This is a genomic window from Paenibacillus solanacearum (assembly GCF_910593845.1).
In the GTDB taxonomy this organism is placed as follows: Bacteria; Bacillota; Bacilli; order Paenibacillales; family NBRC-103111; genus Paenibacillus_G; species Paenibacillus_G solanacearum.
This window is the reverse complement of sequence record NZ_CAJVAS010000004.1, coordinates 210,464-234,630: the sequence shown is the minus strand read 5'-3', so window position 1 is coordinate 234,630 and position 24,167 is coordinate 210,464. Positions and strand designations below refer to the sequence as shown.

The window sequence follows — 24,167 nt, the reverse complement described above, 5'->3', positions numbered from 1 at the left end:
GTTTGCCCAGGCAACCTCTATTAACCTTGATTCCGAAGGTGATAGAGGTTTTTCTTTTTTTCCGAAAAGCTAGAATAACCGGCGGCAGGCCCACATATATTTGACAAAGATGAACTGCGCAAGCGCTGATTCCATCAAGCCGTGACAAGGAGTGGTCAAAATAAAAGTTGGCAAAATGCATCATATTTTGATTCGCGATACATATATTTGTACTAGTCCGAAGCATGTACGAGTTTCGTCTTAAACAACCTGTAGGAGGGATTCTCATTGGAAAAAGTGGATATCTTTAAGGACATTGCAGAGCGTACTGGCGGGGATATTTACCTGGGGGTCGTTGGAGCGGTCCGTACGGGAAAATCAACGTTTATTAAGCGCTTTATGGAGTCGATCGTGCTGCCGAACATTCAGAATGAAGCCGACCGGATTCGGGCAACCGATGAGCTGCCGCAAAGCGCAGCGGGTCGCACCATTATGACGACAGAGCCGAAATTCGTACCGAATAATGCGGTTCAACTGCATGTTGCCGAAGGACTGAATGTAAACGTACGTCTGGTGGATTGCGTAGGATATGTCGTAGAAGGCGCGAAAGGCTACGAAGACGAAAACGGCCCTCGCATGATCAATACGCCTTGGTTTGAAGAAGCGATTCCGTTCCAGGAAGCGGCCGAGATCGGTACGCGCAAAGTGATTCAGGAGCATGCCACGCTGGGCGTCGTCATTACGACGGACGGCTCGATCGCAGAAATTCCGCGGACGTCTTACGTCGAAGCCGAGGAGCGCATCATTACGGAGCTCAAGGAAGTCGGCAAGCCGTTCATCGTCATCGTCAACTCCACGAAGCCGCAAAGCGAAGCGGTGCAGGAGCTGCGCGGACAGCTGCAGGCGAAGCATGATGTGCCGGTCGTCGCGATGAGCGTTGCGAACATGCAGGAAGAAGATATGATGTCCGTGCTCCGCGAAGTGTTGTACGAATTCCCCGTTCATGAAGTGAACGTCAACTTGCCAAGCTGGGTGATGGTGCTGGCGGAAAATCACTGGCTCCGCTCCAACTTCGAAAATTCCGTGCGCGAAACGGTGCAAGATATTCGAAGATTGCGCGATGTCGATCAGGTCGTGAGCAACTTTGAGGAATACGAATTTGTCGATAAAGCGGCACTCGCCGGAATGAATATGGGCCAAGGCATCGCGGAGATCGATCTGTACGCCCCGGATGAGCTGTACGACCGGATTTTGATGGAAGTGGTCGGCGTAGAAATCCGCGGCAAAGATCACCTGCTTCAACTGATGCAGGAATTTACGCATGCCAAGCGCGAATACGATCATTTTGCCGAAGCGCTGGAAATGGTGAAGACGACCGGTTACGGCATTGCGCCTCCGTCGCTTGCGGAGATGGCGCTCGACGAGCCGGAGCTGATTCGTCAAGGCTCCCGATTCGGAGTACGTCTGAAGGCAACGGCGCCGTCCATTCATATGATTCGCGTCGATGTCGAGTCCGAGTTCTCCCCGATTATCGGAACGGAGAAGCAGAGCGAAGAGCTGGTCCGCTATTTGATGCAGGACTTCGAGGAAAATCCGCTTAAAATATGGGAATCGGATATTTTCGGCCGCTCGCTCCATTCCATCGTGCGCGAAGGCATCCAAGGAAAGCTCGCGATGATGCCGGACAACGCGCGTTACAAGCTGCAGGAGACGTTGGGACGCATCATTAACGAAGGCTCGGGCGGGTTGATTGCCATCATTTTGTAGGCATAAGGGCATAGCAAGAACAAAGAAAATGCACTCCGGCGGGTGCATTTTTTACGTTTTACTTGAAAAAGCCGTGCGCCTGTATTACTATAATGTTGATTTCCTTGGCAGATTTCCCGCATGGCATGTATAATTTGCGAAGAAACGGTTAACAAAGAGAATAACAGGAATATCGTAGTGGGGGGAGGTGAATCGCATGAATAAATCCGATTTGATCAACAAAGTAGCCGAGTCCTCTGAGCTTTCCAAGAAAGACGCAACCAAGGCGGTGGAAGCCGTATTTGAAGCTATTTCCGAGGCTTTGCAAAGCGGCGATAAGGTACAACTGGTCGGTTTTGGAAACTTTGAAGTTCGCGAGCGTTCCGCCCGCAAAGGTCGCAATCCGCAAACAGGTGAAGAAATTGAAATTCCTTCCAGTAAAGTGCCGGCTTTCAAGCCAGGCAAAGCATTGAAAGACGGAATTCAGTAATCCGGCCGACAGGCTTAGCATTTCTACATAGTCAAGTTCCAAAGCGTTTGGACCGATGAGCGGTTCAGGCGCTTTTATATTGGCTGGCACTAATAACAGTTTGTTATAAAAGCCTTTACAATCCCAGCAGCGTAAGCTATAATTTCCTATACCGGAAATGTTTCCGTCCAAGATCGGGGTATGGCGCAGCCTGGTAGCGCGCACCCTTGGGGTGGGTGAGGTCGCACGTTCGAATCGTGTTACTCCGACCATGTATAACAACAACGCAGGCTCGTTTGCAATCAGGCTGCAAGCGGACCGCTAAATATGGCGCGATCCGTCAGGGGACGCCAAGCAATGGAACGCTCTCGTTCGGCTCAAGGCCGAAGGGAGCGTTTTATTGTTTCTCCGGATAGACTTCCGCGTGCCAGGCAAGGAATGATTCTTCACCGGAGCAGCCCTTCGAACGAAGTGCAGCTGCATTTGCCGCGGCTTGCTAGAATAAGGCGCTTGCCGCCAGGCGCCGGACTGTTTTATACTGAACGTATGTTGCAAGGAGGTGGTAGGCAATGGCAAATCAATTTGCCGGGATCCGCGGTGACTCATGCAAAGCCTGATATTAGAGGCGATACTTTGCATGGGGCGGGAATAACATCATTCAATCGCCCATTACATTCGCTGATGTCGTTTCTAATAATTGGGTTTTGCACCTTATGCGTTTTTTATTTTTCCTATAAGGGGCGAACATTCATGATGACACCATTTATTAGAAACCACCAATATAACCTGATTACGAAGCAACTGGAACTTTTGCAGCATGCCCGCAGCACGGTTTCCGATCAAAAGGTCGTGCAGTCGGTCCAATACAGTGCAGAAGCCAAAATCATAGAGGCGTTCGAGCACCTTACGGACGAACAGCAGCATAGGCTCGGCGGACTCTCCGCGCTGCAAAAGGCGGAACACTTTCAAGCCTACGCGCATGCGCTTGAGCCGTATCTCATACCGTTTCCGCAAGTGACGGAAAAGCAGATCAAAAAGCTGTTTCACAAAAATAAAAAGCTGACCGTTCCCGACGTCAATGCCATCGATTATGCCCGTACCACGTACATGGGCTGGCAGGACATTGCGACCGGCAAGATGTTCCTTGTGTATCAACAGAACGAAGACGTCGTCGGAATTGAAGGGAAATTTACGCCGACGAACAAGAAAAGCACCTGCTTTATATGCCATAAGCAAAGAGAAGCAGCGTTATTCACGGCGGTATCCAAAGCGAAGCCCGCGAATGCGTCGCCGGATTATTACAAGGCAGTCGGCAATTACATGTGCCTTCACAGCGAGGAATGCAATCGCAGCATTACCGACGTCGCCGCGCTGGAGCGGTTTGTCCGTGCCGTCACCGGCTGACGCCCGTTTCGATCGACCGGTGCAAGAACTCTCCCGTTTCGGGAGGGTTCTTTGTTTTCACCGTTAGGGTGGGTGAGGCTGAGGGTTGAATCCCGCTGCGCCTGCCATGAAAGAGACATCTTCGATCCGGTGTCTTTTTCTTTTTTTGTCAAAAATATTTTAGCGTCATCATTCGAGATAGTTTGTTATACTGAGTTGTCGACATTTGAACGATGAGCCGAAGGATGTTTGGGAGGATAACGGAGATGAAGGAAAGCTTGAACCGGTGGGTTCGTAATAACGATTGGGTCATGTACGGCATCCTGGTTTCGATTTTTTTGGTGTGGCGCATCGGCGAAGTGGGCGGTTGGACCATCGAGTGCTGGATCCTGCTCCTGATTTGCCTGATGGGCGTTCGCAAAGATCAAGTCGACGTCGAATGGGGCCGTTTTTTTGTATTAGGGATTCCGCTCTTGGGCGTATTTTATTATTTCTACGGAACGGGTAACGGGCTGTGGTGGAAAATCGCCAACTGGATGTTCGAGAACAATCGCCATCCCTGGACATGGGACGAGTTCATGAACAGCATTCCATATAATGACGCGGCATGGGCACGGGCGTATCATCGCCCTTGGCTGGACGGCCTCATGGTGTGGATATACAACTTCGGATTCGTGCTGTCCTTGTGGATCTGCATTGTGCGCAGCTACTGGACGCGAAGCGTCAAAAAAATGCTCTCCTACGCGCTGTCGGGACATTTGCTGCAATTTCCGCTGATCTTGCCGTTTTACAATTTGATCTTGCTTCGCGAAGTGTGGTGGGTGAAGGGGCAGCCGGATTTGCTGGGACGTGAATTCGCGACGGAGAACGATTTGCTGGTGAACGTTATGAACTGCTTCCCGAGCATGCATACCTCGATCTCGTTTGCGATGCTGCTGCTCGCGCTGCGCGAGAAGGATAACATATTCAAGTACACGATGGTCACCTATTGCGCATCGATTATTTTTTCGACGATGTACCTGCAAATTCATTGGGTGCTCGACGTGATCGCGGGGATGGCGTTTGCCTACGGCGTGGTCAAGCTGGCGGATTTGGTTCTGTATGTGGCATCCCGGATCATTCCGGGCTCGGTTCAGCGTTTATACGGAAAGAAGAAGGGATACGCGCGGGAGAAGCTGGCTGCCTGATACCGGGCGGCTTGGCGGCGGAGCGGCCGTTCGGAAGCTTGAAGACGAAGCAGGGGCTGCGGAATCGGATTCAGGTTGACAGCGGTCGCTTTTTTCTGCATCATAGAAGAAATAACGGATACGGCTGGAAGGAGATGGATAAGATGGACGCTACGCAAAACGAATATTTTGTCATTAAAGCGAAAGAAAACGGTGTGCAGGTGATCGGTTTGACCCGGGGACAGGACACGAAGTTTCATCATACGGAAAAGCTGGACAAGGGCGAAGTGATGATCGCGCAATTTACTGATCATACGTCGGCCGTGAAAATACGCGGGAAAGCGATCGTGATGACAAAATTCGGCACGCTGGATACGCAGGAATAATTTTTTAACCCGCCGCAGGCATAGCCTGCTTTTTTTCGTTGTACAATGATAAGGACAGGTTTTTGGCCAAGCACGGAACCCATGACAGAGGAGGCTGCGGCTTCATGAACTGGCTATCCCGGATCCTTGTATTGACAACGATTTCGATCGGCGTAATGGCGGGTTTATCTTACTTGTCCGAGCTGGATAAGTCGACCAGCGTGTTTCGTACGGTCAGTGCGCAACCCGTATCGGAAAAAAATATCGTGGACGTCGTGTCGAAAATGCAGCTGCACCTTCGCATTCGCCGCGTAGAGATCAGCCATTCGATTGTTTCGATCGATCTGCTCGCCGTTAAATCGACCGAGTCGTCCGACATGCTCAAAGACATATACGAAATTCCGCGTCATTTATTCGGCTCCTCCACCAACATTCACCAGGTGTTTATTCGGGTGCTCGATGCCTCCGCCGACGGAAACGGAAGCCCCCAACTGCTCGTCGCCTCCGATGCCAGGCGGGAAAAGTGGCTGCCCGGAGACCTTCGTTTCGGCCACCAAAGCATGGAAGAGCTGGCGCAATATTTGGACTCTCATTACCGCATGACGTATACGGCCAAATGGCATGACCGGGTTAAGGAAAAAAGCTGACGGGGCAGCATGCGATTCTTTTTCATTTATGCTATAATAGTTTGGATGCATGGAGTTAGACTGATTTGCAACGGTTCGGAGGCTTACATATGAACTCTTATCGGATTCCCGAAATCGCCAGGAAGTATATCGAGCACGACATGATCATGAAACATACGGAATTGCCCAGCTTTCCCGAATACCGCACTCGGGTGCTGTACGCCTTTCTGAACAAACATAGCGCATTGTCCGGGTACAGCGAACTGTATACGCTCGTCACGTCGCTCGTTCAGGTAGGACTGGATACGCACGATCTGGTGAGTATCACGAACGATTCGAAGGAGCACAAGGCAGCTCGCTCCCGGCAGCTCAAAGTATTGGCCGGCGATTATTACAGCAGCCGGTTTTATTATTTGTTGTCCCATGCGGGGCAAATCGATTTGGTGGGCCTCTTGTCGGGCGCGATTTGCGAAGCGAACCGGCTCAAGATGAATTTATACTTGAAGATGAAGCAGCTGAAGCTTACGGCTGATGAATATATGCGGCAGACGATTCAGATCAAAGCGCAGCTGTTTCTTTCGTTTGCCGCTTTGCTCGAGGAAGGGGTTTCGGCCCTATGGCCCGAAATTTTGAACCTGTTCACACGCTGCGAGCTGCTGGTGCAGGAAATCGGGCGAGCTGAGATTTCCCAGCAATTCAAGGACAGCTGGGGATTTTGGCATGTGCTGCAATCATGCACCAAAGAAGAGAAAAAGGTGCTGCAGCAGGAGGAACCCGATCCGGCGAAGCTCCGCTCCATCTGGTTAAAATACAAAGTAACCGCGCAGCTGTACGATATGCTCGACTCCTGTCTGAAGGAACTGCAGGACAAACTGCAGCATCTGGATGCGGAAAAGCTCGGCAAGGAACTGCTTTCCATCGGAGAGCCCATCCGTCGATACTTGAACAGCCCGGGCGCGACACAGGGAATATGAGGTGAATGGCAAGATGCAGGGGAAATCCAAGGAGCAATTCGTTCATTCGGTATTCGAGAGCATAGCGCCGAAATACGATTTGATGAACGATATATTAAGCTTTCGCAGACATAAGGCATGGCGCAAGTTTACGATGAAAAAGATGCGGGTGTTTCCGGGAAGCTCCGCGATCGATCTTTGCTGCGGCACATGCGACTGGACGATTTCGCTGGCGGAAGCAAGCCGGACCGGTTCAATGGTCGGGCTTGATTTCAGCCAAAATATGCTGGACGTCGGCGCGGAGAAAATCAAGCATGCCGGATTGGACAAGCAGATTCGCCTTGTCCGCGGCAATGCGATGGAGCTCCCGTTCGAGGACAACACGTTCGATTACGCGACGATCGGGTTTGCGCTGCGCAACGTGCCCGATCTGGTGAAGGTGATCGAGGAAATGCAGCGGGTTGTGAAGCCTGGGGGGATGGTCGTTTCCCTTGAGTTGTCCAAGCCGACCTGGCAGCCGTTCAAGTCGATCTACTACTTTTATTTTCAGAAGGTTTTGCCGCTGCTCGGCAAGCTGATCGTCAAACGATACGAACAGTACAAATGGCTTCCGGAATCACTGGTACAGTTCCCCGACCATAAGCAGCTCGCCGACATTTTCCGGAAGACCGGCTTGACTGACGTACAGGCATATCCTCTCACCGGGGGGATCGCCGCCCTGCACATCGGGATCAAGCCGACTGAGGCAAAATGAGTTGAGGAGATGTCATCATGGTTTGGAGAAAGACAAAAGTATTTCTGGAAATGATTAAAATCGAGCATACGCTCTTTGCGCTCCCGTTTGCTTTCATGGGCGCCCTGCTTGGTTCCGTCGTCATGTTCGGGCATCTGCCTTCGTGGGCAAAGATCGGCTGGATTTTGCTGGCGATGGTTGGAGCGCGCAGCGCGGCAATGGGGCTGAACCGCATCATCGATAAAGTGTTCGACGCGAAAAATCCGCGCACGGCGATGAGAGCCATTCCGGCCGGCCTTATTTCTTCCAAAGAAGCGATCATCTTTGTCATCATTTCGTTTATTTTATTGTTCTGGGCGGCGTTTCAGCTCAATCCGCTTTGCGTGAAGCTGCTTCCGATCGCCGTGTTTTTTCTTGTGTTTTATTCGTACACGAAACGGTTCACCTGGGCATGCCATATTATACTCGGTTTGACGATCGGCCTTGCGCCGCTTGGCGGCTGGGTGGCTGTGACAGGCAGCTTCTCGCTGACGGCATTCGTATTTTATGTAGCTATCGTGTTTTGGCTTGCCGGATTTGATGTCATATACGCATGCCAGGATGTCGAGTTCGACCGCAAGGAAGGCCTTCATTCCATCCCGAGCCGTTTCGGCGTGGCCAAGGGACTGAAGATCGCGCGCTGGTTTCATATCATTACCGCGGCCGGCTTTATTAGCTTGTTTTTTTTGACGGAGTTGTCATGGGTGTATTTGATCGGGGTTCTGGTGTCTTACGCTCTTCTGATGTATGAGCATTTTATTGTAAAAGCGGACGATTTAAGCCGGGTGAACACGGCGTTCTTTACGATGAACAGCGTCCTCAGCATGGCCGTCTTTATTTTTACGCTCATAGATTTGGTGGTGAATGTATAGATGATCAAGCCGTGGGTTATCGGCATTACCGGCGCCAGCGGCGCGGCATATGGCGTACGCCTGTGCCGCTTTATGCTGTCTGTGGGCGAGCATGTGCATTTGATAATTACGGATGCCGGATGGAGGGTATTAAAGGAAGAGCTGGGCTGGGACGCAGCCAGACGGCAGGATACGATTGCCGCGCAATTCCCCGGTGGCCCCGGGAAGCTGGAATATTATCCGAATCAGGATATCGGCGGGAAAACGGCGAGCGGTTCTTTTTTGACCAAAGGAATGGTGATTGTACCTTGCTCGATGGGGACATTGTCCGCGATCGCAAACGGCGCCTCCGACAACTTGCTGGAGCGTACGGCGGACGTGATGCTCAAGGAAAGCCGCAAGCTGATCATGGTGCCGCGGGAAACGCCGCTGCACGCCATTCATCTGGAAAATATGCTGAAGCTCGCGCGGATGGGCGTCCGGATCGTGCCGGCTATGCCCGCTTTTTACCAAGGGCCGCAATCGATGGACGACATGGTTGATTTCATTGTCGGCAAAATCGCCGACAGCATGGAGCTGGAGCATGATCTGTACACAAGATGGGGTAGCGCCAAATGACAAACCGACCTAAGACAATCCGCATCGGCCGCATAGATTTTACGAACGTATGGCCTCTTTTTTATTATTTTCCGTTTTCGGCTTTTGAAGGCGAGATCGAAGTGCTTCAGCAAGTGCCGACCGGACTCAATCGGGCGATGAAGCAGGGCGAGATCGACATCGGTCCGATTTCTTCGTTTGCGTATGGCGACAACTTCGAGGAGTATATGCTGTTCCCGGACATGTCGGTGAGCTCCTATCATCAGGTCAATTCGATCTTGCTGTTTCACCGCAAACCGCTCGAGCAGCTGGGCAATGCGACGATTTCGCTGCCGACGACATCGGCCACTTCCGTCAATTTGCTCAAAATCATTTTGCGCAAATTTTACGGACATGAGCCGAATTATGTGTACGCCGCTCCCGAGTTGGAAACGATGATGAGTACGACGGACGCTGCGCTGCTGATCGGCGACCATGCGATCCGCGCGCATTGGCAGGACAACGGTTATATGGTGACCGACCTTGGAGAAGAATGGACGCGGCTCACCGGCCAGTGGATGTCTTTTGCCGTGTGTGCAATTCGGAAACAGACGGTGCAAGAGCAGCCGGAACAAGTCAGACGTATCTATGAAGCGTTTCTTGAGAGCAAGCGCAAATCGATGGACGATATGACGGCGCTTGTGCAGGATGCACAGCGGCTCATCGGCGGCACAATCGCTTACTGGGAGCATTACTTCTCCAATCTTTGTTATGAATTCGGGCCGAAGCAGTGGGCCGGTCTTCAGATGTATTACGATTATGCGGCGGAGCTCGGTTTCCTGAGCCGCAAGGTGCCGCTGCAAATATGGAACGATAACTCTGTAGTACGGGTGACGGAATGAAATTGTTGGATATTTACGCCAAGCTGAAGAAAGACATTCATTATATCGAGAAAGAGCTGGAGCGGAGCATTGATGTCGATCATCCGATGCTCCGCGAGGCGTCTCTGCATCTGCTGAAAGCCGGCGGCAAACGGATTCGTCCCGTGTTCGTACTGCTTGGAGCCAAGTTCGGCACGTATGATCTGGAACGGGTCAAGCATGTAGCCGTACCGCTGGAGCTGATCCACATGGCGTCGCTCGTGCATGACGACGTAATCGACGATGCCGATACCCGGCGCGGACAGCTGACGGTTCGCTCCAAATGGGATAACCGCATCGCGATGTACACGGGAGACTACATATTCGCCAAGGCACTGAGCATCGTAACCCGACTGCCGGACCCGTCGATCCACCAGATCATGTCCAAAGCACTGGTGCAGATGTCGATCGGGGAAATGGAACAAATCCGCTTCTTCTTCAACAGCGGACAGACGATCCGCGATTATTTGCTCCGCATTAAACGAAAAACGGCGCTGCTGCTCGCTATCTCCTGCCAGCTTGGAGCCATTGCGGTCGGCGCGCCGGCCGAGGTCTCCCGCAGACTGTATTCGTTCGGATACAATGCCGGCATGGCGTTCCAAATCCGCGACGACTTGCTTGATATTTGCGGAACGGAGAAAGAGATCGGCAAACCGCCCGGAAGCGACATCAAGCAGGGCAACATTACGATTCCGGTGCTCTTCGCGCTGCAAAACCCGCATCTGCGGCCGCGACTGCTGAGCGAGCTGTCCTTCATTCAAGCAGCAGACGGGCAAACGGACGTTATAGCGTTTATCGATATCATACGGCGGAGCGAAGGCATTGCGCGAGCCGAGGAACTGGCTTCCAAATACATAGACAAAGCGATCGCGGCGCTTGAGCCGCTGCCTGACATTCAGGCCAAGAAAGACTTGATCAGCATCGCCCGCTTCATCGGCAACCGTTCCTATTAATGCCGGGTTCACGGCATGGGCTGTTTCAACGGGATGGATCTAGATGTATCTTGATGCAAACCATGGTATATTGAAGTTATTCCGATATTGCTGAAGGGAGACGGTAGACATGGAAAAAACGTTTTTAATGGTAAAGCCTGACGGCGTGCAGCGCGGGTTGATCGGCGAAATTGTCAGCCGCTTCGAACGAAAAGGATTTCGGCTCGTCGCCGCCAAATTTTTGCAGGTGAGTCAGACGCAGGCCGAAGCGCACTATGCCGAGCATCTGGGCAAGCCGTTTTATGATAACCTTATCCGCTTCATTACGTCCGGACCCGTATTTGCGATGGTATGGGAAGGGGAGCGTGTCATCGCCCAATCCCGCGCGATGATCGGCAAGACCGATTCGCTCGAAGCGGCGCCGGGCACGATTCGTTCCGATTTCGCGGTACATACGAACTTCAATCTGATCCACGGTTCGGATTCGCCGGAAAGCGCGGAGCGGGAAATCGCCAATTACTTCAAGCCGGAAGAGCTTGTCGTTTACAAGAAACTGATTGAACAATGGATTTGACGAGGCGGGGTTTGCGCGTTGGAAGAAGATAAAGATTTTTTATTGTTCATCAAGAAGGTCAAGGACTATACTTCGATCGATTTGGCGCAGTACAAGGAAGCGCAGATGAAGCGCCGACTGACGACGCTGCGGGTGAAAAAAGGATATATGAGCTTTGCCTCCTTCTTCGAAGCCATGACGAAGGACAAAGAGCTGTTCTATGAGTTTCTCGACAGGATGACGATCAACGTCTCCGAGTTTTGGCGCAATCCGAACCGGTGGGAAGTGCTCGAGAAGCGGCTGCTGCCGGAGCTGAGACGCAAATCCGCCAAGCTGAAATGCTGGAGCGCCGCTTGCTCCACCGGCGAAGAGCCATATACGCTGGCGATGATTTTGTCCGAGCTGGGCGCCTTGCCGGACACGCAGCTGATCGCGACCGACATTGACGAAGGCGCGCTGGAAAAAGCGAAAAAGGCGGTTTATTCCGACCGTTCCGTTCGGGACGTGCCGGCGTCGTATTTGAAAAATTACTATATCAAAGAAAACTTGACGTACCGCATTCCGGATTCGCTGAAAAAGGCCATTCGCTTCCAAAAGCAAAATTTGCTGACCGACCGTTTCGAGACGAACTTCGATCTGATCGTTTGCCGTAACGTCATGATCTATTTTACGGAAGAAGCGAAGCATCTGCTGTATCATAAATTCGCCGGCGCGCTGAAGCCGGGCGGCATTTTATTCGTGGGAAGCACGGAGCAAATTTTCAGTCCGGGACAGTACGGGCTGGAGCCGGCGGATACGTTTTTTTACCGAAAATCAAGCCCTCATGAATAAAATTTTCCAAACGATCCGATAATGAGAATTATTACGATGCACACCGTACCTTTCGCATTACGATCAGGAGGAACCTATGGACAAGAGAAAGGTGATCACGGCATACCGGCGCGGCTTTATCACGATGCAGGAGTGCGCGCAAATTCTCGGAATCGATTCCTTGCAAATTATGGGCCTGGTGAACGATCCGTCCTGGACGGATAGCTCGAGATTGAGGAAGAGCCAGCCCGTAAACGGTTGACGGAAGCGGCGAAAAAAGCGTTGTCCCCGGCGGCATGCCAGTGGACGGCGCTTTTTTTGTGTATGCGTTTCTTGTCAAACGGTGGGACCTATACTATAATTAGCACAGGAATTTATAGTACATAAAAGCGCTAAAGCGTCCCGGTCGGGGAATCGCGGAAGGCTATGCCGGAATACGAGGTTTGCGCTTTTACGGATAGGGAGGTTGACGGCGGCGCAGGGAATTCGGCGCGCAGCCGCAACATGAAAGGGGACAACGCAGGTGAGGTATTTAACAGCGGGAGAGACGCATGGTCCGCAGCTTACGGGTATTATTGAAGGGTTTCCAAGCAACATTACGATTAACTTTGACGAAGTGAACTTTCAGCTGGCGCGTCGCCAAAAAGGCTATGGCCGGGGACGCCGGATGCAGATTGAGAAAGATACGGCTGCAATCGCGGGCGGCGTGAGACACGGCAAAACGACCGGCGCTCCTATCGCGCTCGTCGTTGAAAATAACGACTGGAAGCACTGGACGACGGTTATGAATATTGAGCCGATCGAAGGCAGCGATGAAACGAAACGGCGGGTGAACCGTCCTCGTCCGGGACATGCGGATTTGAACGGCGGATTGAAATACAATCAGCGCGATTTGCGCAATATTTTGGAGCGTTCCAGCGCGCGGGAAACGACGATGCGCGTTGCGGTCGGCGGCATGGCGCGCCAGCTGCTCCAAGAATTCGGCATTAAAGTGGCCGGCCAGGTCATTCGGATCGGCGATGTGGAAGCGAAGCGGACGGAAATGCCGATCGACCAGCTGATCGACGTCACGGAACAATCGCCGGTGCGGGTCACGGACAAGGACGCGGAAGCACGCATGATCGCGGCGATCGATGCGGCCAAAGATGACGGCGATACGCTTGGCGGCATCGTCGAGTGCATCATCGAAGGTGTGCCGTCCGGATTAGGCAGCCATGTGCAATGGGACCGCAAGCTCGACGGACGCATTGCGCAGGCGGTGCTGTCCATTCAGGCGTTCAAGGGCGTCGAGTTCGGCATCGGCTTCGAAGCGGCCGAACGCAGAGGCTCCTTGGTTCATGATGAAATCATGCATGATCCGCAGCGCGGCTTCTACCGCGCGACGAACCGCGCCGGCGGCTTTGAAGGCGGGATGACGACAGGCGAACCGATCGTCGTGCGCGGCGTCATGAAGCCGATCTCCACGCTGTACAAAGCGCTGCAAAGTGTCGATATCGATACGAAGGAAGCGTTCACGGCGCAAGTGGAACGTTCCGATACATGTGCGGTACCTGCAGCCAGCGTCATTATGGAAAATGTAATTGCATGGGAAGTGGCGCGCGCATTCCTGGAGAAGTTCGGCGGGGATTCGCTGGAGGAAATTCGCCGCAATTACGAAGGCTACTTGGAGCAAATCAAACAATATTAATCGGAATCGGGAGAGACGGTTATGATGAGAGAGCTTACGGTAGACTTGGGAGACAGATCTTATCCGATATATATCGGCGCAGGGATATTGAATGACATCGGTGCTCTGTTTCAGAAGCATGGCATCGGCAAAGGTTCGCCGCTGCTCGTCGTGACCGACGAGCAGGTGGCAGCCCATTATCTAGATCAGGTGACGGGACGGCTTGGCGAAGCCGGCTATACTGCGGCTTCCCACGTCGTTCCGGCGGGGGAGAAGTCGAAGTCTCTGGCCATGCTGGAGCAGATTGTCGCCACTGCGCTGGAGGCGGGACTCGACCGCAAATCGACGATCATCGCCCTCGGCGGGGGCGTTGTCGGCGATTTGGCCGGATTCGCTGCGGCCAGCTACATGCGCGGCGTTCGGTTCGTCCAAATTCCGACGACGATTCTGGCGCATGACAGCAGCGTGGGCGGGAAGGTGGCTGTCAACCATCCGCTCGCCAAAAACATTATCGGCGCGTTTCACCAGCCCGAAATGGTGCTGTACGATACGGCGACTCTGCTTACGCTGCCGGACCGCGAAGTGCGCGCCGGCTTGTCGGAGATGATCAAGCACGGCTTGATCTGGGACGCCGAGTTCACCGACTGGTGCGAAGCGAACGCGGAGCGGCTCGTCGGTCTCGACCCTGAGGCACTGCAGTACGGGCTGTACAAAGGATGCAGCGTCAAAGCGGCGGTCGTGTCGCAGGATGAACGGGAGAACGACTTGCGTGCGATCTTGAATCTGGGCCATACGATCGGACATGCGCTCGAAGCGGTTGGCGGGTACAATGAGCTGCTGCACGGGGAAGCGATCGCGATCGGCATGGTCGGCGCGGCCAAGCTGTCCGTCCGTCTGGGCAACCCGGAGCATATTTACACGGTAACCAAGCGGATATTCCAGAAGTTCGGACTGCCGGTATCGATACCGGCTCATCTGGACACGGATGAAATTATGCGCGCTATGATGCATGACAAGAAATTCAACGAAGGTAAAATCGTATACATCGTCCCGACGGAAATCGGCCAGGTAGAAATCAACAAAAACGTATCCGCGGAATGGGTTAGAGACATCGTGGATCAATTGAAACGGGAGGATTGACACATGATGGTAAGGGGAATTCGCGGCGCTACAACGGTAGAACGCAATGACGAACATGAGATTTTAGCGGCAACGACCGAACTGATCAACCAGATTATTGCCGAAAACGGAATCGTTCCGGAAGAATTGGCCTGTGTCTATATTACGGTGACGCAGGATTTGACGGCGGCATTTCCGGCCAAAGCGATTCGCGAGCAGGCCGGATGGGAGCTTGTCCCGCTGATGTGCTCTCTGGAAGTTCCGGTAGAAGGCAGCTTGCCCAGATGCATTCGTCTGATGGTAATGGCCAACACCGACAAGCGTCAGGACCAAATCAATCACGTTTATCAGAAAGAGGCCATGCGTCTCCGTCCCGATTTATCCAAATTGACAAAAGCATAACAGAGGTAGTATAGTTGAACATAAGGGTTTTGCCTTCGCAGCTTTTGGGAGCTTAAGCTGGCTGGCGGAACGAATGGTTATCGAAGAGCAGAGTAGAGTGCAGTTGAGTTCAGTTGAGATGAGACGAGTGCAGAATCAGACGAAGAATCGAGCTATGAATAGACGAGCGTACATGTGCCTCACGGTATCATGTGATTTTATTCTTTTCGCGTATGCCGTCTACGTGTCAGGCTTGGAGTATTTTTCATCGTCCGAAACGATCATCTTCGAATGAACGCCTCTACTTTGCAGTAGGGGCTTTTTGATTTTTTAGCACAGTTGTGGCAACTCAAGAGACGAGTAGAGGAGAGAGGTTCATGTACACACCGGAAGCAAAGGAAGTCCTTCGACTGGCGAAGCAGTACAATTTGATTCCTGTCGTTCGCCATTTGATGGCCGATACGGAAACCCCGATTCGTGTATTTCAGCATTTTTATGAGGAGAAGCGGGCTTTCCTGCTCGAGAGCGTGGAAGGCGGCCTGAAATGGGCGCGGTATTCGTTCATCGGCACCGATCCGTTTATGCTGATCCATGCGAAGCACGGAGTGACCAAGATCGAAGGTCCGGACGGTGTTCGCGAGTCGCGCGAGAAGCCGGTCGAAGTGCTTAAGGCTTACTTGCGCGCTTACACGAGCCCGTCGCTTCCGGATTTGCCCCGGTTTACAGGGGGGGCAGTCGGCTTCTTCGGATACGACCTGCTGCAATATTACGAGAAGCTTCCGGCGCATAAACATGACGATCTTCAAATGAACGACATCGAGTTCATGTTTTGCGATCAGGTCATCGTCTTCGACCATTTCAAGCAGCAGCTGAAAGTGATTGCGAACGTGCATGTGCCGCAGCATGGCACCGACGCCGAAATTATCGCTGAGTACGAGAAGACTTGCGCCAAGATCGACACCACGATTGAACGGCTGAAACGGCCGCTGCCGGCGCTTTCGATGAATCATCAGCCGATTCCGGACGATGTCGATCTCGGAGACGTGCAGTCGAATTTGACCAAGGAACAATTTATCGCCAACGTCGAGAAGGCGAAGGAATATATTCGCGCAGGCGACATTTTCCAAGTGGTGCTGTCACAGCGCTTTGAGATCGAAACGGACGTATCTCCGCTTCACGTGTACCGCATTTTGCGGACGATGAACCCGTCGCCGTACATGTACTGCCTCAAGATGGATGATGAAGTGATCGTCGGCACATCGCCCGAGCTGCTCGTACGGGTGGAAGACGAGAAGGTGGAAACGCGGCCGATCGCGGGAACCCGCCCGAGAGGGAAAACCCCGGAAGAGGATGCGGCGCTTGAGCGTGAGCTGCTCGCCGACGAGAAGGAACGCGCGGAGCACCTAATGCTAGTCGATCTCGGACGCAACGATTTGGGCCGCGTATCCGAATTCGGCACCGTCAAATGCGATACGTTCATGCAAATTGAAAAATACTCCCACGTCATGCACATCGTATCGAATGTAACCGGCAAAATCGCCAAAGACAAAGATTTCTTCGATGCGTTTATTTCCTGCCTGCCAGCCGGTACCGTATCAGGCGCGCCTAAGCTGCGGGCGATGGAAATCATTGCCGAGCTGGAAACGGAAGCGCGGGGAACTTACGCGGGAGCGATCGGGTACTTCGGGTTTTCCGGCAATATGGATACGTGCATTACGATTCGAACCATCGTATTCAAAAACGGCAAGGCGTACGTGCAGGCCGGGGCCGGCATCGTTTGGGATTCCGTGCCGGAGAACGAATACGAGGAAACGCGCAACAAAGCGAAAGGCATGCTGAAATCGATCCGAACGGCCGAAGCGGTGTTTGCGCCCAAAGCGAAGGAATACGCGATCATCAATCACGATTACCATTGATTATGATTCGATCGGCAAGGGACATTCACGGCACGATGGCGGCCGTACTTGGGAAGATAACGGGGGAGGCATGAAACGGATGGAACATACGAAATTATCGGTTCAAGGTGCGATTCAAAAAGTAATCGCACTGCAGCATTTGACCCGGGCCGAAGCGCGGGACGTCATGTCGGAAATTATGGAGGGGGCTGCGACCGCGGCGCAAATCGGCGGGCTGCTCACCGGGCTTCGCATCAAAGGGGAGACGATCGAGGAAATTACCGGCTTCGCCGAAACGATGCGCGAGAAAGCGAGCCGGGTGCGCACGGAACAAACAAACTTGCTTGATACGTGCGGCACCGGTGGAGATGGGGCAGACACGTTCAACATCTCGACGACATCGGCGATCGTGGCGGCCGCTGGCGGCATTCGCGTAGCGAAGCACGGCAACCGGGCGATGTCGAGCAAGAGCGGCAGCGCGGACGTGCTTGAGTCGCTCGGCGTCAATATTCAGCTGAACCATGAGCAAGCGGCGCGCTGCCTCGATCAAGTCGGCATTTGCTTCATGTTCGCGCAGCTGTTTCACCAGTCGATGAAGCATGTCGCTGCGCCGCGCAGAGAGCTCGGCGTTCGGACTGTATTCAATCTGCTTGGGCCGCTGACCAATCCGGCGGGAGCCGATCGTCAAGTGCTCGGCATTTTTGACAGAGGCAAAACGGAAACGATCGCTCACGTCATGCGCGCGCTGGACGTCAAGCGGGCGCTCGTCGTAGCGAGCCTCGACGGCTTGGATGAGATCAGCATTTCCGACGCCACCCAGATTACGGAGTTGAAGGACGGCGAGATCCGCACCTTCGAAATTACGCCGGAGATGCTCGGCCTGCGGACGTATTCGGTAAAAGAAATTGTCGGCGGGGACCCGAATGTCAATGCGGAAATCATCCGCGGCATTTTTGACGGCGCACAGGGCGCTTGCCGCGACGTTGTGCTTGCGAACGCCGGCGCCTGCTTCTACGTGACGGGGGTGTGCGGCACGCTGCAGGAAGGCGTCAAATACGCGGCGGACGTGATCGATTCCGGTCGCGCCAAGCAGAAGCTGGAGCAATTAGTCCAATGTACGGGAGAAGTGAACCATGTTTCTTGATAAAATCGTAGTTACGAAACAGCAGGAAGTCGCGGAGCTGAAGGAACGGCTGACGATTGCCGAGATGGAGATCGCGATCGCGGACCTTCCGCCATGCCTTGGCTTTGAACGCGCGCTGACCGAAGGCCGGAACCGTCCGATGGGACTGATCGCCGAAGTGAAGAAGGCGTCCCCTTCCAAAGGGCTCATTCGCGACGATTTTGAGCCGGTTCTGCTGGCCCAGGCTTATGAACGGGCGGGAGCGGATTGCTTGTCCGTATTAACCGACGTTCAATATTTTCAAGGCTCGAACGAATACTTAAGCCGCGTACGGAATGCCGTTTCGCTGCCGATCTTGCGCAAAGACTTTACGATCGATCCGCATCAAATCTATGAAGCGCGCTGCATCGGCGCGGACGCGATTCTGCTGATCGCCGCCATTTTGACGACAAGCCAGTTGAGAGAATATCAGGCGATTGCGCGCAGCATTGGCCTTGACGTATTGATCGAAGTGCATGACCGCGAGGAGCTGGACCGTGTGCTGGAGCTGGAGCCGACGCTTGTCGGCATCAACAACCGGAATCTGAAGACGTTCGTGACTGATTTGGCCACGACCGAGCAGTTGATCAAGCATATCCATGACGGCATTACCGTCGTTAGCGAGAGCGGCATTTCGCAGCCTTCCGAAATCGAGCGGCTGCATTCCGTCGGCGCGCGCGGCGTGCTGATCGGCGAGCATTTCATGCGCCAGCCTGATGTCACCGAGGCGGTTCATTCGTTAATGGGCGCCTATGACGCGGCCGCGGTGTCGAAGGAGAGGTAACCGGATGGCTACGGTGAAAATATGCGGCCTCAAGACCGTCGATATGGTGCGGCGGACGGCGGAGCTGCCGGTCGACTACATCGGCTTCCTCTTTGCGCGGAGCAAGCGTCAAGTGACGCCGGAGCAGGCCGGGGAGCTGATTCGGAAAGGGCTGCATGAAGCGGCCTCCGTCTCCCGGCCCAAAGCCGTCGGTGTCTTCGTCAATCCGACGCTTGCGGAACTGGAAGATGTCTTGGCGCATGCGCCGCTCGATGTGATACAGCTGCATGGACAGGAAGGGCCCGAACAGTTCCGCTCCGTGAAGGAGCGTTTTCCCGAAATCGAGCTGTTCAAGGTAGTCTCCGTTTCTGGCGCAGCGACGGGTCAAGTGAACCCGGGAGCGCAGCTGGAGGCGTACCGCCCTTGGGTTGACGGCGTCTTGCTGGATACGTTTGACCCGGAATATGGCGGCGGGTCGGGCAAAACGTTCGCCTGGAGCGCAATACCGGCGTATTTGAACTGGTGCCGCGAGGCGGGACTGCCGCTCCTGATCGCTGGGGGCTTGCAGTCGGATAACGTCGGCGAGCTGATCCGTGAGTATGGACCGGATGGCGTCGACGTGTCAAGCGGAGTAGAGACGGACGGCGTGAAGGACTTCGAAAAAATACGAACGTTTATCGAAAGGGTGAAAACCATTGTTTAACGGACCGGATGAGTACGGAAGATTCGGCAAGTTCGGCGGACGGTATGTGCCGGAAACGCTTATGAACGCGCTGATCGAGCTTGAAGAAGCGTTCAAGAAATATACGAAGGAAGAGAAATTCAAGGAGGAGCTGAACTACTGGCTCCACCGTTACTCCGGCCGGCCGACGTCCCTGTATTATGCTGGCCGTTTGACCGAACGGCTCGGCGGGGCGAAAATTTATTTGAAGCGGGAAGATTTGAACCATACCGGCGCGCACAAGATCAACAATGCGCTGGGGCAAGGGCTGCTCGCCAAATATATGGGTAAGAAGAAGATCATCGCTGAAACCGGTGCCGGCCAGCACGGCGTTGCAACTGCAACCGTTGCGGCACTGCTCGGGTTCGAATGCAAGGTGTTCATGGGCGAAGAAGACATCAAGCGTCAGCAGCTTAACGTATTCCGCATGAACCTGCTGGGCACGGAAGTCGTACCCGTCACATCCGGAACGCGGACGCTGAAGGACGCTTGCAACGAAACGCTTCGCTACTGGGTGAGCGAAGTCGAAGATACGTTCTACATTCTCGGCTCTGCGACGGGACCGCATCCGTATCCGATGATGGTCAGAGACTTCCAGCGCATTATCGGCGACGAGTCGCGCAAGCAAATCCTGGAGCAGGAAGGCCGCTTGCCGGATGCGGTCGTTGCCGCTGTCGGCGGAGGCAGCAACGCGATCGGGATCTTCTATCCGTTCGTTCAGGACGAAGGCGTGCGGCTGATCGGCGTTGAGGCAGCCGGGCACGGAACCGACACCGACAAGCATGCCGCCACGATGACGAAAGGGACGGTCGGCGTATTCCAAGGCTCGTACAGCTTCCTCTTGCAGGACGAATACGGACAAGTCCAGGAGGCACATTCGATCTCTGCGGGGCTCGACTATCCGGGCATCGGGCCGGAGCATGCCCACTTGAAAGAAACGAAACGCGCAGAATACTTTCCGATTACGGACCAGGAAGCGCTTGAAGCGCTGCAACTGCTCAGCCGTACGGAAGGCATTATTCCGGCGCTGGAGAGCTCGCATGCGATCGCTCATGTCATGAAGCTCGCGCCGACGATGGACAAAGACCAGATCATCGTGGTCAGCTTGTCCGGCCGCGGCGACAAAGACGTGGAAGCGATCATGAAATATTTGGGAGGTGCCGCGAATGAATCGCATTGATCGCGCATTTGCCGAGCTTCGCGAGAAACAGCAGCCGGCGTTCATACCGTTCCTTACGATCGGCGATCCGGATGTGCGGACATCGGTCGATATTATTAAAGAGCTTGAGAAGGCCGGAGCGAGCATCCTTGAGCTCGGCGTTCCGTATTCCGATCCGCTGGCCGACGGCCCGGTCATCCAGCGATCGTCGCAGCGGGCACTGAAGAATGCCCGCATCTCCATCATGGACTGCATTCAAGCGGCGAAAACCGCGCGCAGCGAAGGATGCGAGCTGCCCTTCATTTTATTTACTTACTACAACCCGGTGCTGCAAATCGGATTGGAGCGTATTTTCCCGATTCTCGCCGAAAATGAAATCAGCGGTTTGATCATCCCGGATCTTCCGATGGAAGAAGACGCGGAGACGCGCGAAATCGCGGCTCGCTACGGCATTCATCTGATTCCGCTCGTAGCCCCGACGTCCAAGGAACGGATTCAGAAGATCGTCTCCCGTGCCAGCGGCTTCGTGTACTGCGTTTCCTCGCTTGGCGTCACGGGGACGCGGTCGCAGTTCCACAGCGGGATTGATGAGTTCCTGGATACCGTCAAGCAAGCTTCGAACATTCCGATTGCGATCGGCTTCGGGATCTCGAACCATGAGCAGTATGCCCGTTTCTCGAAAACTTGCGACGGGGTTGTCGTCGGCAGTGCGCTCGTGCGCAAAGTGGAAGAAGCGCTTCCGCTGCTGACCAATGAAGCGACCAAATCGCAAGGACTCTCGGAAATTCATGCGTTCGTCAAACAATTAATAGGCTGATGACCGAACCTCGCCAATCGCAGATTGGCGGGGTACGTTTTTTGCAATAACGAAAAACTTCACAATTTGCCATACTTATGAGAGAATGAATGTCGAAGCAAGTAGCTATTTTACTTATGTAACCGAGGTGACCTTTGTCATGCAACCCAAAAAAAATATTATGCATCTTCCGGTCTATCAGCCGGGAAAGCCGATGGAAGAAGTAAAACGCGAGCTGGGATTATCCGAGGTCATCAAACTCGCTTCCAACGAGAATCCGTTCGGATGTTCTCCGAAAGCGAAGGAAGCGATCGTATCGATGGTGGACCAGGTCAGCATATATCCGGACGGCGGCGCTGTCGAACTGACGCAGGCTGTAGCCGCGCATTTTGACGTGGAACCGAATCAAATTATTTTCGGCGCAGGGTCGGACGAAGTCATTCTGATGCTCGCACGCGCGTTTTTTGTTCCGGGCGACGAAACGATTGCCGCTTCTCCGACTTTCCCGCAGTATAAGCATAACGCCGAGATCGAAGGCGCGACGTTCATCGAAGTGCCGGTAGACGAGCAAGGCGCGCATGATTTGGATGCGATGCTGGCCAAAGTGAACGAGAAAACGAAGATCGTTTGGATCTGCAACCCGAACAACCCGACGGGCACGATGCTTACCGAAGCGCAAATCAAGAGCTTCATGGAAAAAGTGCCTTCGCACGTGCTTGTTGTGCTGGACGAAGCCTATGCAGAATACAATGTCACCGATCAATACCCGGACGGCTTCAAGCTGATGAAGCAGTACAAGAACGTCATCCTGCTGCGCACCTTCTCGAAAATTTTCGGCATGGCTTCGCTGCGGATCGGTTACGGGATCGGACACCCGGATGTCATTCGCTCCATTAACCAAGTGCGCGAGCCGTTCAATACGACAAGCTTTGCGCAAAAGGCCGCACTAGCCGCGCTTGCAGATACAGCATTCATCGACTCCTGCCGCGAAGCGAACGCCAAAGGGATTCGTCAGTTGACGGCCAAGTTTGACGAGCTGGGACTGCCGTACTTCGAAGCGCACGGCAACTTCATTATGGTGGATGTGAAACGTTCCGGCGCTGTTGTGTTCCAGGCGCTGCTGCGCAAAGGCATCATCATTCGCCACGATGCGGGCTGGGGCTACCCAACGAAAATTCGCGTCACCGTAGGCAGCGAAGAGCAAAACAATAAGTTCCTGAGAGCGCTGGAGGAAGTATTGAGCGAAGTGGCCGTTTCATGATCAAAATCACGATATTCGGCGTCGGGCTGATCGGCGGATCGCTCGCGCTTTGTTTTAAAGGAAAGCCGGGCGTTACCGTCGTCGGCCATTCCAACAATCCGGCATCGGTAGAGAAGTACTTGAAGCGGGACGTCGTTGATCATGCGACGACCTCGATGGAAGAAGCTGTACGCGATGCCGATTACATTTTCTTGTGCACGCCCGTCGGCACGATCAGACAATACTTGCATTTGTTGTCCGACATGCCGCTCAAACCTGGCTGTATCATTACGGACGCAGGCAGCACAAAGGCTTCGATTGTTGAAGCCGGCTCGCAGTTGAAGCGGAAGGACGTTCATTTCATTGGCGGTCATCCGATGGCCGGCAAAGAGAAGTCAGGCGTGGAAGCGGCGACCTCGCTGCTGTTCGAGAACGCCTTTTATGTGCTGACGCCGGACACCGATACGCCGCAGGACGCTTACGACCGGCTGGCGAAGCTGCTGGAATGGACGAAAGCGCGCATCGTGAAGCTGGACCCGAAGCTGCATGACGGCGTCGTCGGCGCGATCAGCCACCTCCCGCATATTATTGCGGTTGCGCTGGTCAACCAGATCGAGCACTATAACGAATCGAACGAGCTGTTCGGAGACTTAGCTTCCGGCGGGTTCCGCGACATTACCCGAATCGCTTCCAGCGACCCGGTCATGTGGCGCGATATATTGCTTGATAACAAGTCGGTGCTGCTCAACCTGCTCAAGGATTGGAATGCGGAAATCGCCGGTTTCATCGAGATGATCGAGTCCGGCGACGGCCAAGGGATCGAGCAGGCGTTCCAAAAGGCGAACCATTTCCGCAGCAGTCTGCCGGAGCGGCGCAAAGGCGTCATCCATTCCTTTTACGACATCTATGTCGACGTTCCGGATCATCCCGGCATTATCGGGCAAATCGCGACGCTGCTCGGCAACTGCCGGATCAATCTCAGCAATATCCAAATCATCGAGAGCAGGGAAGATATCCCCGGCGTGCTGCGCCTATCGTTCAGCGAAGAGTCCCATATGGACAAAGCGCTCGAACTGCTCAAAAAAGACTACGCGGTTTACGTGTAGTCTTTTTTTCTTGCCAAGATATTTACTTTCCATGAACACATGCGGTCACAATACCGCG

General features: G+C 53.8%; 26 protein-coding genes and 1 tRNA gene. All 27 read left to right on the top strand.

Annotated features, from left to right (window positions below):
* Positions 1-267: 267 nt before the first annotated feature.
* The 27 genes from spoIVA (at position 268) to KXG62_RS06920 (ending at position 24,109) form a co-directional block, all read left to right on the top strand.
* Entirely contained in the window at positions 268-1,746 is a 1,479-nt protein-coding gene (gene spoIVA, locus KXG62_RS07050; protein WP_218091224.1) for a stage IV sporulation protein A, read from the top strand.
* Positions 1,747-1,942: 196 nt separating this feature from the next.
* Positions 1,943-2,215 carry an HU family DNA-binding protein gene (locus KXG62_RS07045; protein ID WP_218091223.1) on the top strand — a complete coding sequence of 91 codons (273 nt, stop codon included), beginning with the start codon at positions 1,943-1,945 and terminating at the stop codon, positions 2,213-2,215.
* A gap of 174 nt (positions 2,216-2,389) precedes the next feature.
* A tRNA-Pro gene (locus tag KXG62_RS07040) sits at positions 2,390-2,466 on the top strand.
* 478 nt (positions 2,467-2,944) lie between these two features.
* Positions 2,945-3,598 carry a FusB/FusC family EF-G-binding protein gene (locus KXG62_RS07035; RefSeq protein WP_218091222.1) on the top strand — a complete coding sequence of 218 codons (654 nt, stop codon included), beginning with the start codon at positions 2,945-2,947 and terminating at the stop codon, positions 3,596-3,598.
* 245 nt (positions 3,599-3,843) lie between these two features.
* On the top strand, positions 3,844-4,764 hold the full coding sequence (locus tag KXG62_RS07030; protein WP_246627327.1) for a phosphatase PAP2 family protein: 921 nt from the start codon (positions 3,844-3,846) through the stop codon (positions 4,762-4,764).
* Positions 4,765-4,907: 143 nt separating this feature from the next.
* On the top strand, positions 4,908-5,129 hold the full coding sequence (mtrB, locus tag KXG62_RS07025; protein WP_218091221.1) for a trp RNA-binding attenuation protein MtrB: 222 nt from the start codon (positions 4,908-4,910) through the stop codon (positions 5,127-5,129).
* A gap of 104 nt (positions 5,130-5,233) precedes the next feature.
* On the top strand, positions 5,234-5,755 hold the full coding sequence (locus KXG62_RS07020) for a hypothetical protein (protein ID WP_218091220.1): 522 nt from the start codon (positions 5,234-5,236) through the stop codon (positions 5,753-5,755).
* Between the two features lie 89 nt (positions 5,756-5,844).
* Positions 5,845-6,708 carry a heptaprenyl diphosphate synthase component 1 gene (locus KXG62_RS07015; protein WP_218091219.1) on the top strand — a complete coding sequence of 288 codons (864 nt, stop codon included), beginning with the start codon at positions 5,845-5,847 and terminating at the stop codon, positions 6,706-6,708.
* A 13-nt stretch (positions 6,709-6,721) separates the two neighbouring features.
* On the top strand, positions 6,722-7,441 hold the full coding sequence (locus tag KXG62_RS07010; RefSeq protein ID WP_218091218.1) for a demethylmenaquinone methyltransferase: 720 nt from the start codon (positions 6,722-6,724) through the stop codon (positions 7,439-7,441).
* Between the two features lie 17 nt (positions 7,442-7,458).
* Positions 7,459-8,331, top strand: a complete 873-nt coding sequence (locus tag KXG62_RS07005) for a UbiA-like polyprenyltransferase (RefSeq protein WP_218091217.1) — start codon at positions 7,459-7,461, stop codon at positions 8,329-8,331.
* A complete protein-coding gene (locus KXG62_RS07000; RefSeq protein WP_218091216.1) occupies positions 8,332-8,928 on the top strand; it encodes a UbiX family flavin prenyltransferase in 597 nt (198 codons plus the stop codon).
* Positions 8,925-9,788, top strand: a complete 864-nt coding sequence (locus tag KXG62_RS06995; RefSeq protein ID WP_218091215.1) for a menaquinone biosynthetic enzyme MqnA/MqnD family protein — start codon at positions 8,925-8,927, stop codon at positions 9,786-9,788. Before KXG62_RS07000 ends, KXG62_RS06995 begins: the two co-directional genes overlap by 4 nt.
* Positions 9,785-10,759: a polyprenyl synthetase family protein gene (locus tag KXG62_RS06990; RefSeq protein WP_218091214.1), complete on the top strand. Its 975-nt coding sequence runs from the start codon at positions 9,785-9,787 to the stop codon at positions 10,757-10,759. Before KXG62_RS06995 ends, KXG62_RS06990 begins: the two co-directional genes overlap by 4 nt.
* A gap of 109 nt (positions 10,760-10,868) precedes the next feature.
* Complete coding sequence (gene ndk, locus KXG62_RS06985) at positions 10,869-11,312, top strand: nucleoside-diphosphate kinase (protein WP_218091213.1); 444 nt, start codon at positions 10,869-10,871, stop codon at positions 11,310-11,312.
* A gap of 18 nt (positions 11,313-11,330) precedes the next feature.
* Positions 11,331-12,122, top strand: coding sequence for a CheR family methyltransferase (locus KXG62_RS06980; protein ID WP_218091212.1), 792 nt, complete (start codon positions 11,331-11,333; stop codon positions 12,120-12,122).
* A gap of 76 nt (positions 12,123-12,198) precedes the next feature.
* Positions 12,199-12,363 (top strand): hypothetical protein, encoded by a 165-nt coding sequence (locus KXG62_RS06975; RefSeq protein ID WP_218091211.1) that lies wholly within the window; start codon positions 12,199-12,201, stop codon positions 12,361-12,363.
* Positions 12,364-12,624: 261 nt separating this feature from the next.
* Complete coding sequence (gene aroC, locus KXG62_RS06970) at positions 12,625-13,788, top strand: chorismate synthase (RefSeq protein WP_218091210.1); 1,164 nt, start codon at positions 12,625-12,627, stop codon at positions 13,786-13,788.
* Positions 13,789-13,809: 21 nt separating this feature from the next.
* On the top strand, positions 13,810-14,907 hold the full coding sequence (aroB, locus tag KXG62_RS06965) for a 3-dehydroquinate synthase (protein ID WP_218091209.1): 1,098 nt from the start codon (positions 13,810-13,812) through the stop codon (positions 14,905-14,907).
* A gap of 3 nt (positions 14,908-14,910) precedes the next feature.
* Entirely contained in the window at positions 14,911-15,288 is a 378-nt protein-coding gene (gene aroH / locus KXG62_RS06960) for a chorismate mutase (protein ID WP_218091208.1), read from the top strand.
* Positions 15,289-15,644: 356 nt separating this feature from the next.
* The gene (gene trpE, locus KXG62_RS06955; RefSeq protein WP_218091207.1) at positions 15,645-17,183 is read left to right on the top strand and encodes an anthranilate synthase component I; all 1,539 of its coding nucleotides are present in this window, start codon (positions 15,645-15,647) and stop codon (positions 17,181-17,183) included.
* Positions 17,184-17,262: 79 nt separating this feature from the next.
* A complete protein-coding gene (gene trpD, locus KXG62_RS06950; protein ID WP_218091206.1) occupies positions 17,263-18,306 on the top strand; it encodes an anthranilate phosphoribosyltransferase in 1,044 nt (347 codons plus the stop codon).
* On the top strand, positions 18,296-19,108 hold the full coding sequence (trpC, locus tag KXG62_RS06945; protein ID WP_218091205.1) for an indole-3-glycerol phosphate synthase TrpC: 813 nt from the start codon (positions 18,296-18,298) through the stop codon (positions 19,106-19,108). The genes trpD and trpC overlap by 11 nt, the downstream gene beginning before the upstream one ends.
* Positions 19,109-19,112: 4 nt before the next feature.
* On the top strand, positions 19,113-19,790 hold the full coding sequence (locus KXG62_RS06940; RefSeq protein WP_218091204.1) for a phosphoribosylanthranilate isomerase: 678 nt from the start codon (positions 19,113-19,115) through the stop codon (positions 19,788-19,790).
* Positions 19,783-20,988 (top strand): tryptophan synthase subunit beta, encoded by a 1,206-nt coding sequence (gene trpB, locus KXG62_RS06935; protein WP_218091203.1) that lies wholly within the window; start codon positions 19,783-19,785, stop codon positions 20,986-20,988. Before KXG62_RS06940 ends, trpB begins: the two co-directional genes overlap by 8 nt.
* Complete coding sequence (gene trpA, locus KXG62_RS06930) at positions 20,975-21,784, top strand: tryptophan synthase subunit alpha (protein WP_218091202.1); 810 nt, start codon at positions 20,975-20,977, stop codon at positions 21,782-21,784. Before trpB ends, trpA begins: the two co-directional genes overlap by 14 nt.
* A 139-nt stretch (positions 21,785-21,923) precedes the next feature.
* Positions 21,924-23,024 (top strand): histidinol-phosphate transaminase, encoded by a 1,101-nt coding sequence (gene hisC, locus KXG62_RS06925; protein ID WP_218091201.1) that lies wholly within the window; start codon positions 21,924-21,926, stop codon positions 23,022-23,024.
* Positions 23,021-24,109 carry a prephenate dehydrogenase gene (locus tag KXG62_RS06920; RefSeq protein WP_218091200.1) on the top strand — a complete coding sequence of 363 codons (1,089 nt, stop codon included), beginning with the start codon at positions 23,021-23,023 and terminating at the stop codon, positions 24,107-24,109. The genes hisC and KXG62_RS06920 overlap by 4 nt, the downstream gene beginning before the upstream one ends.
* The last annotated feature ends 58 nt before the right edge of the window (positions 24,110-24,167 follow it).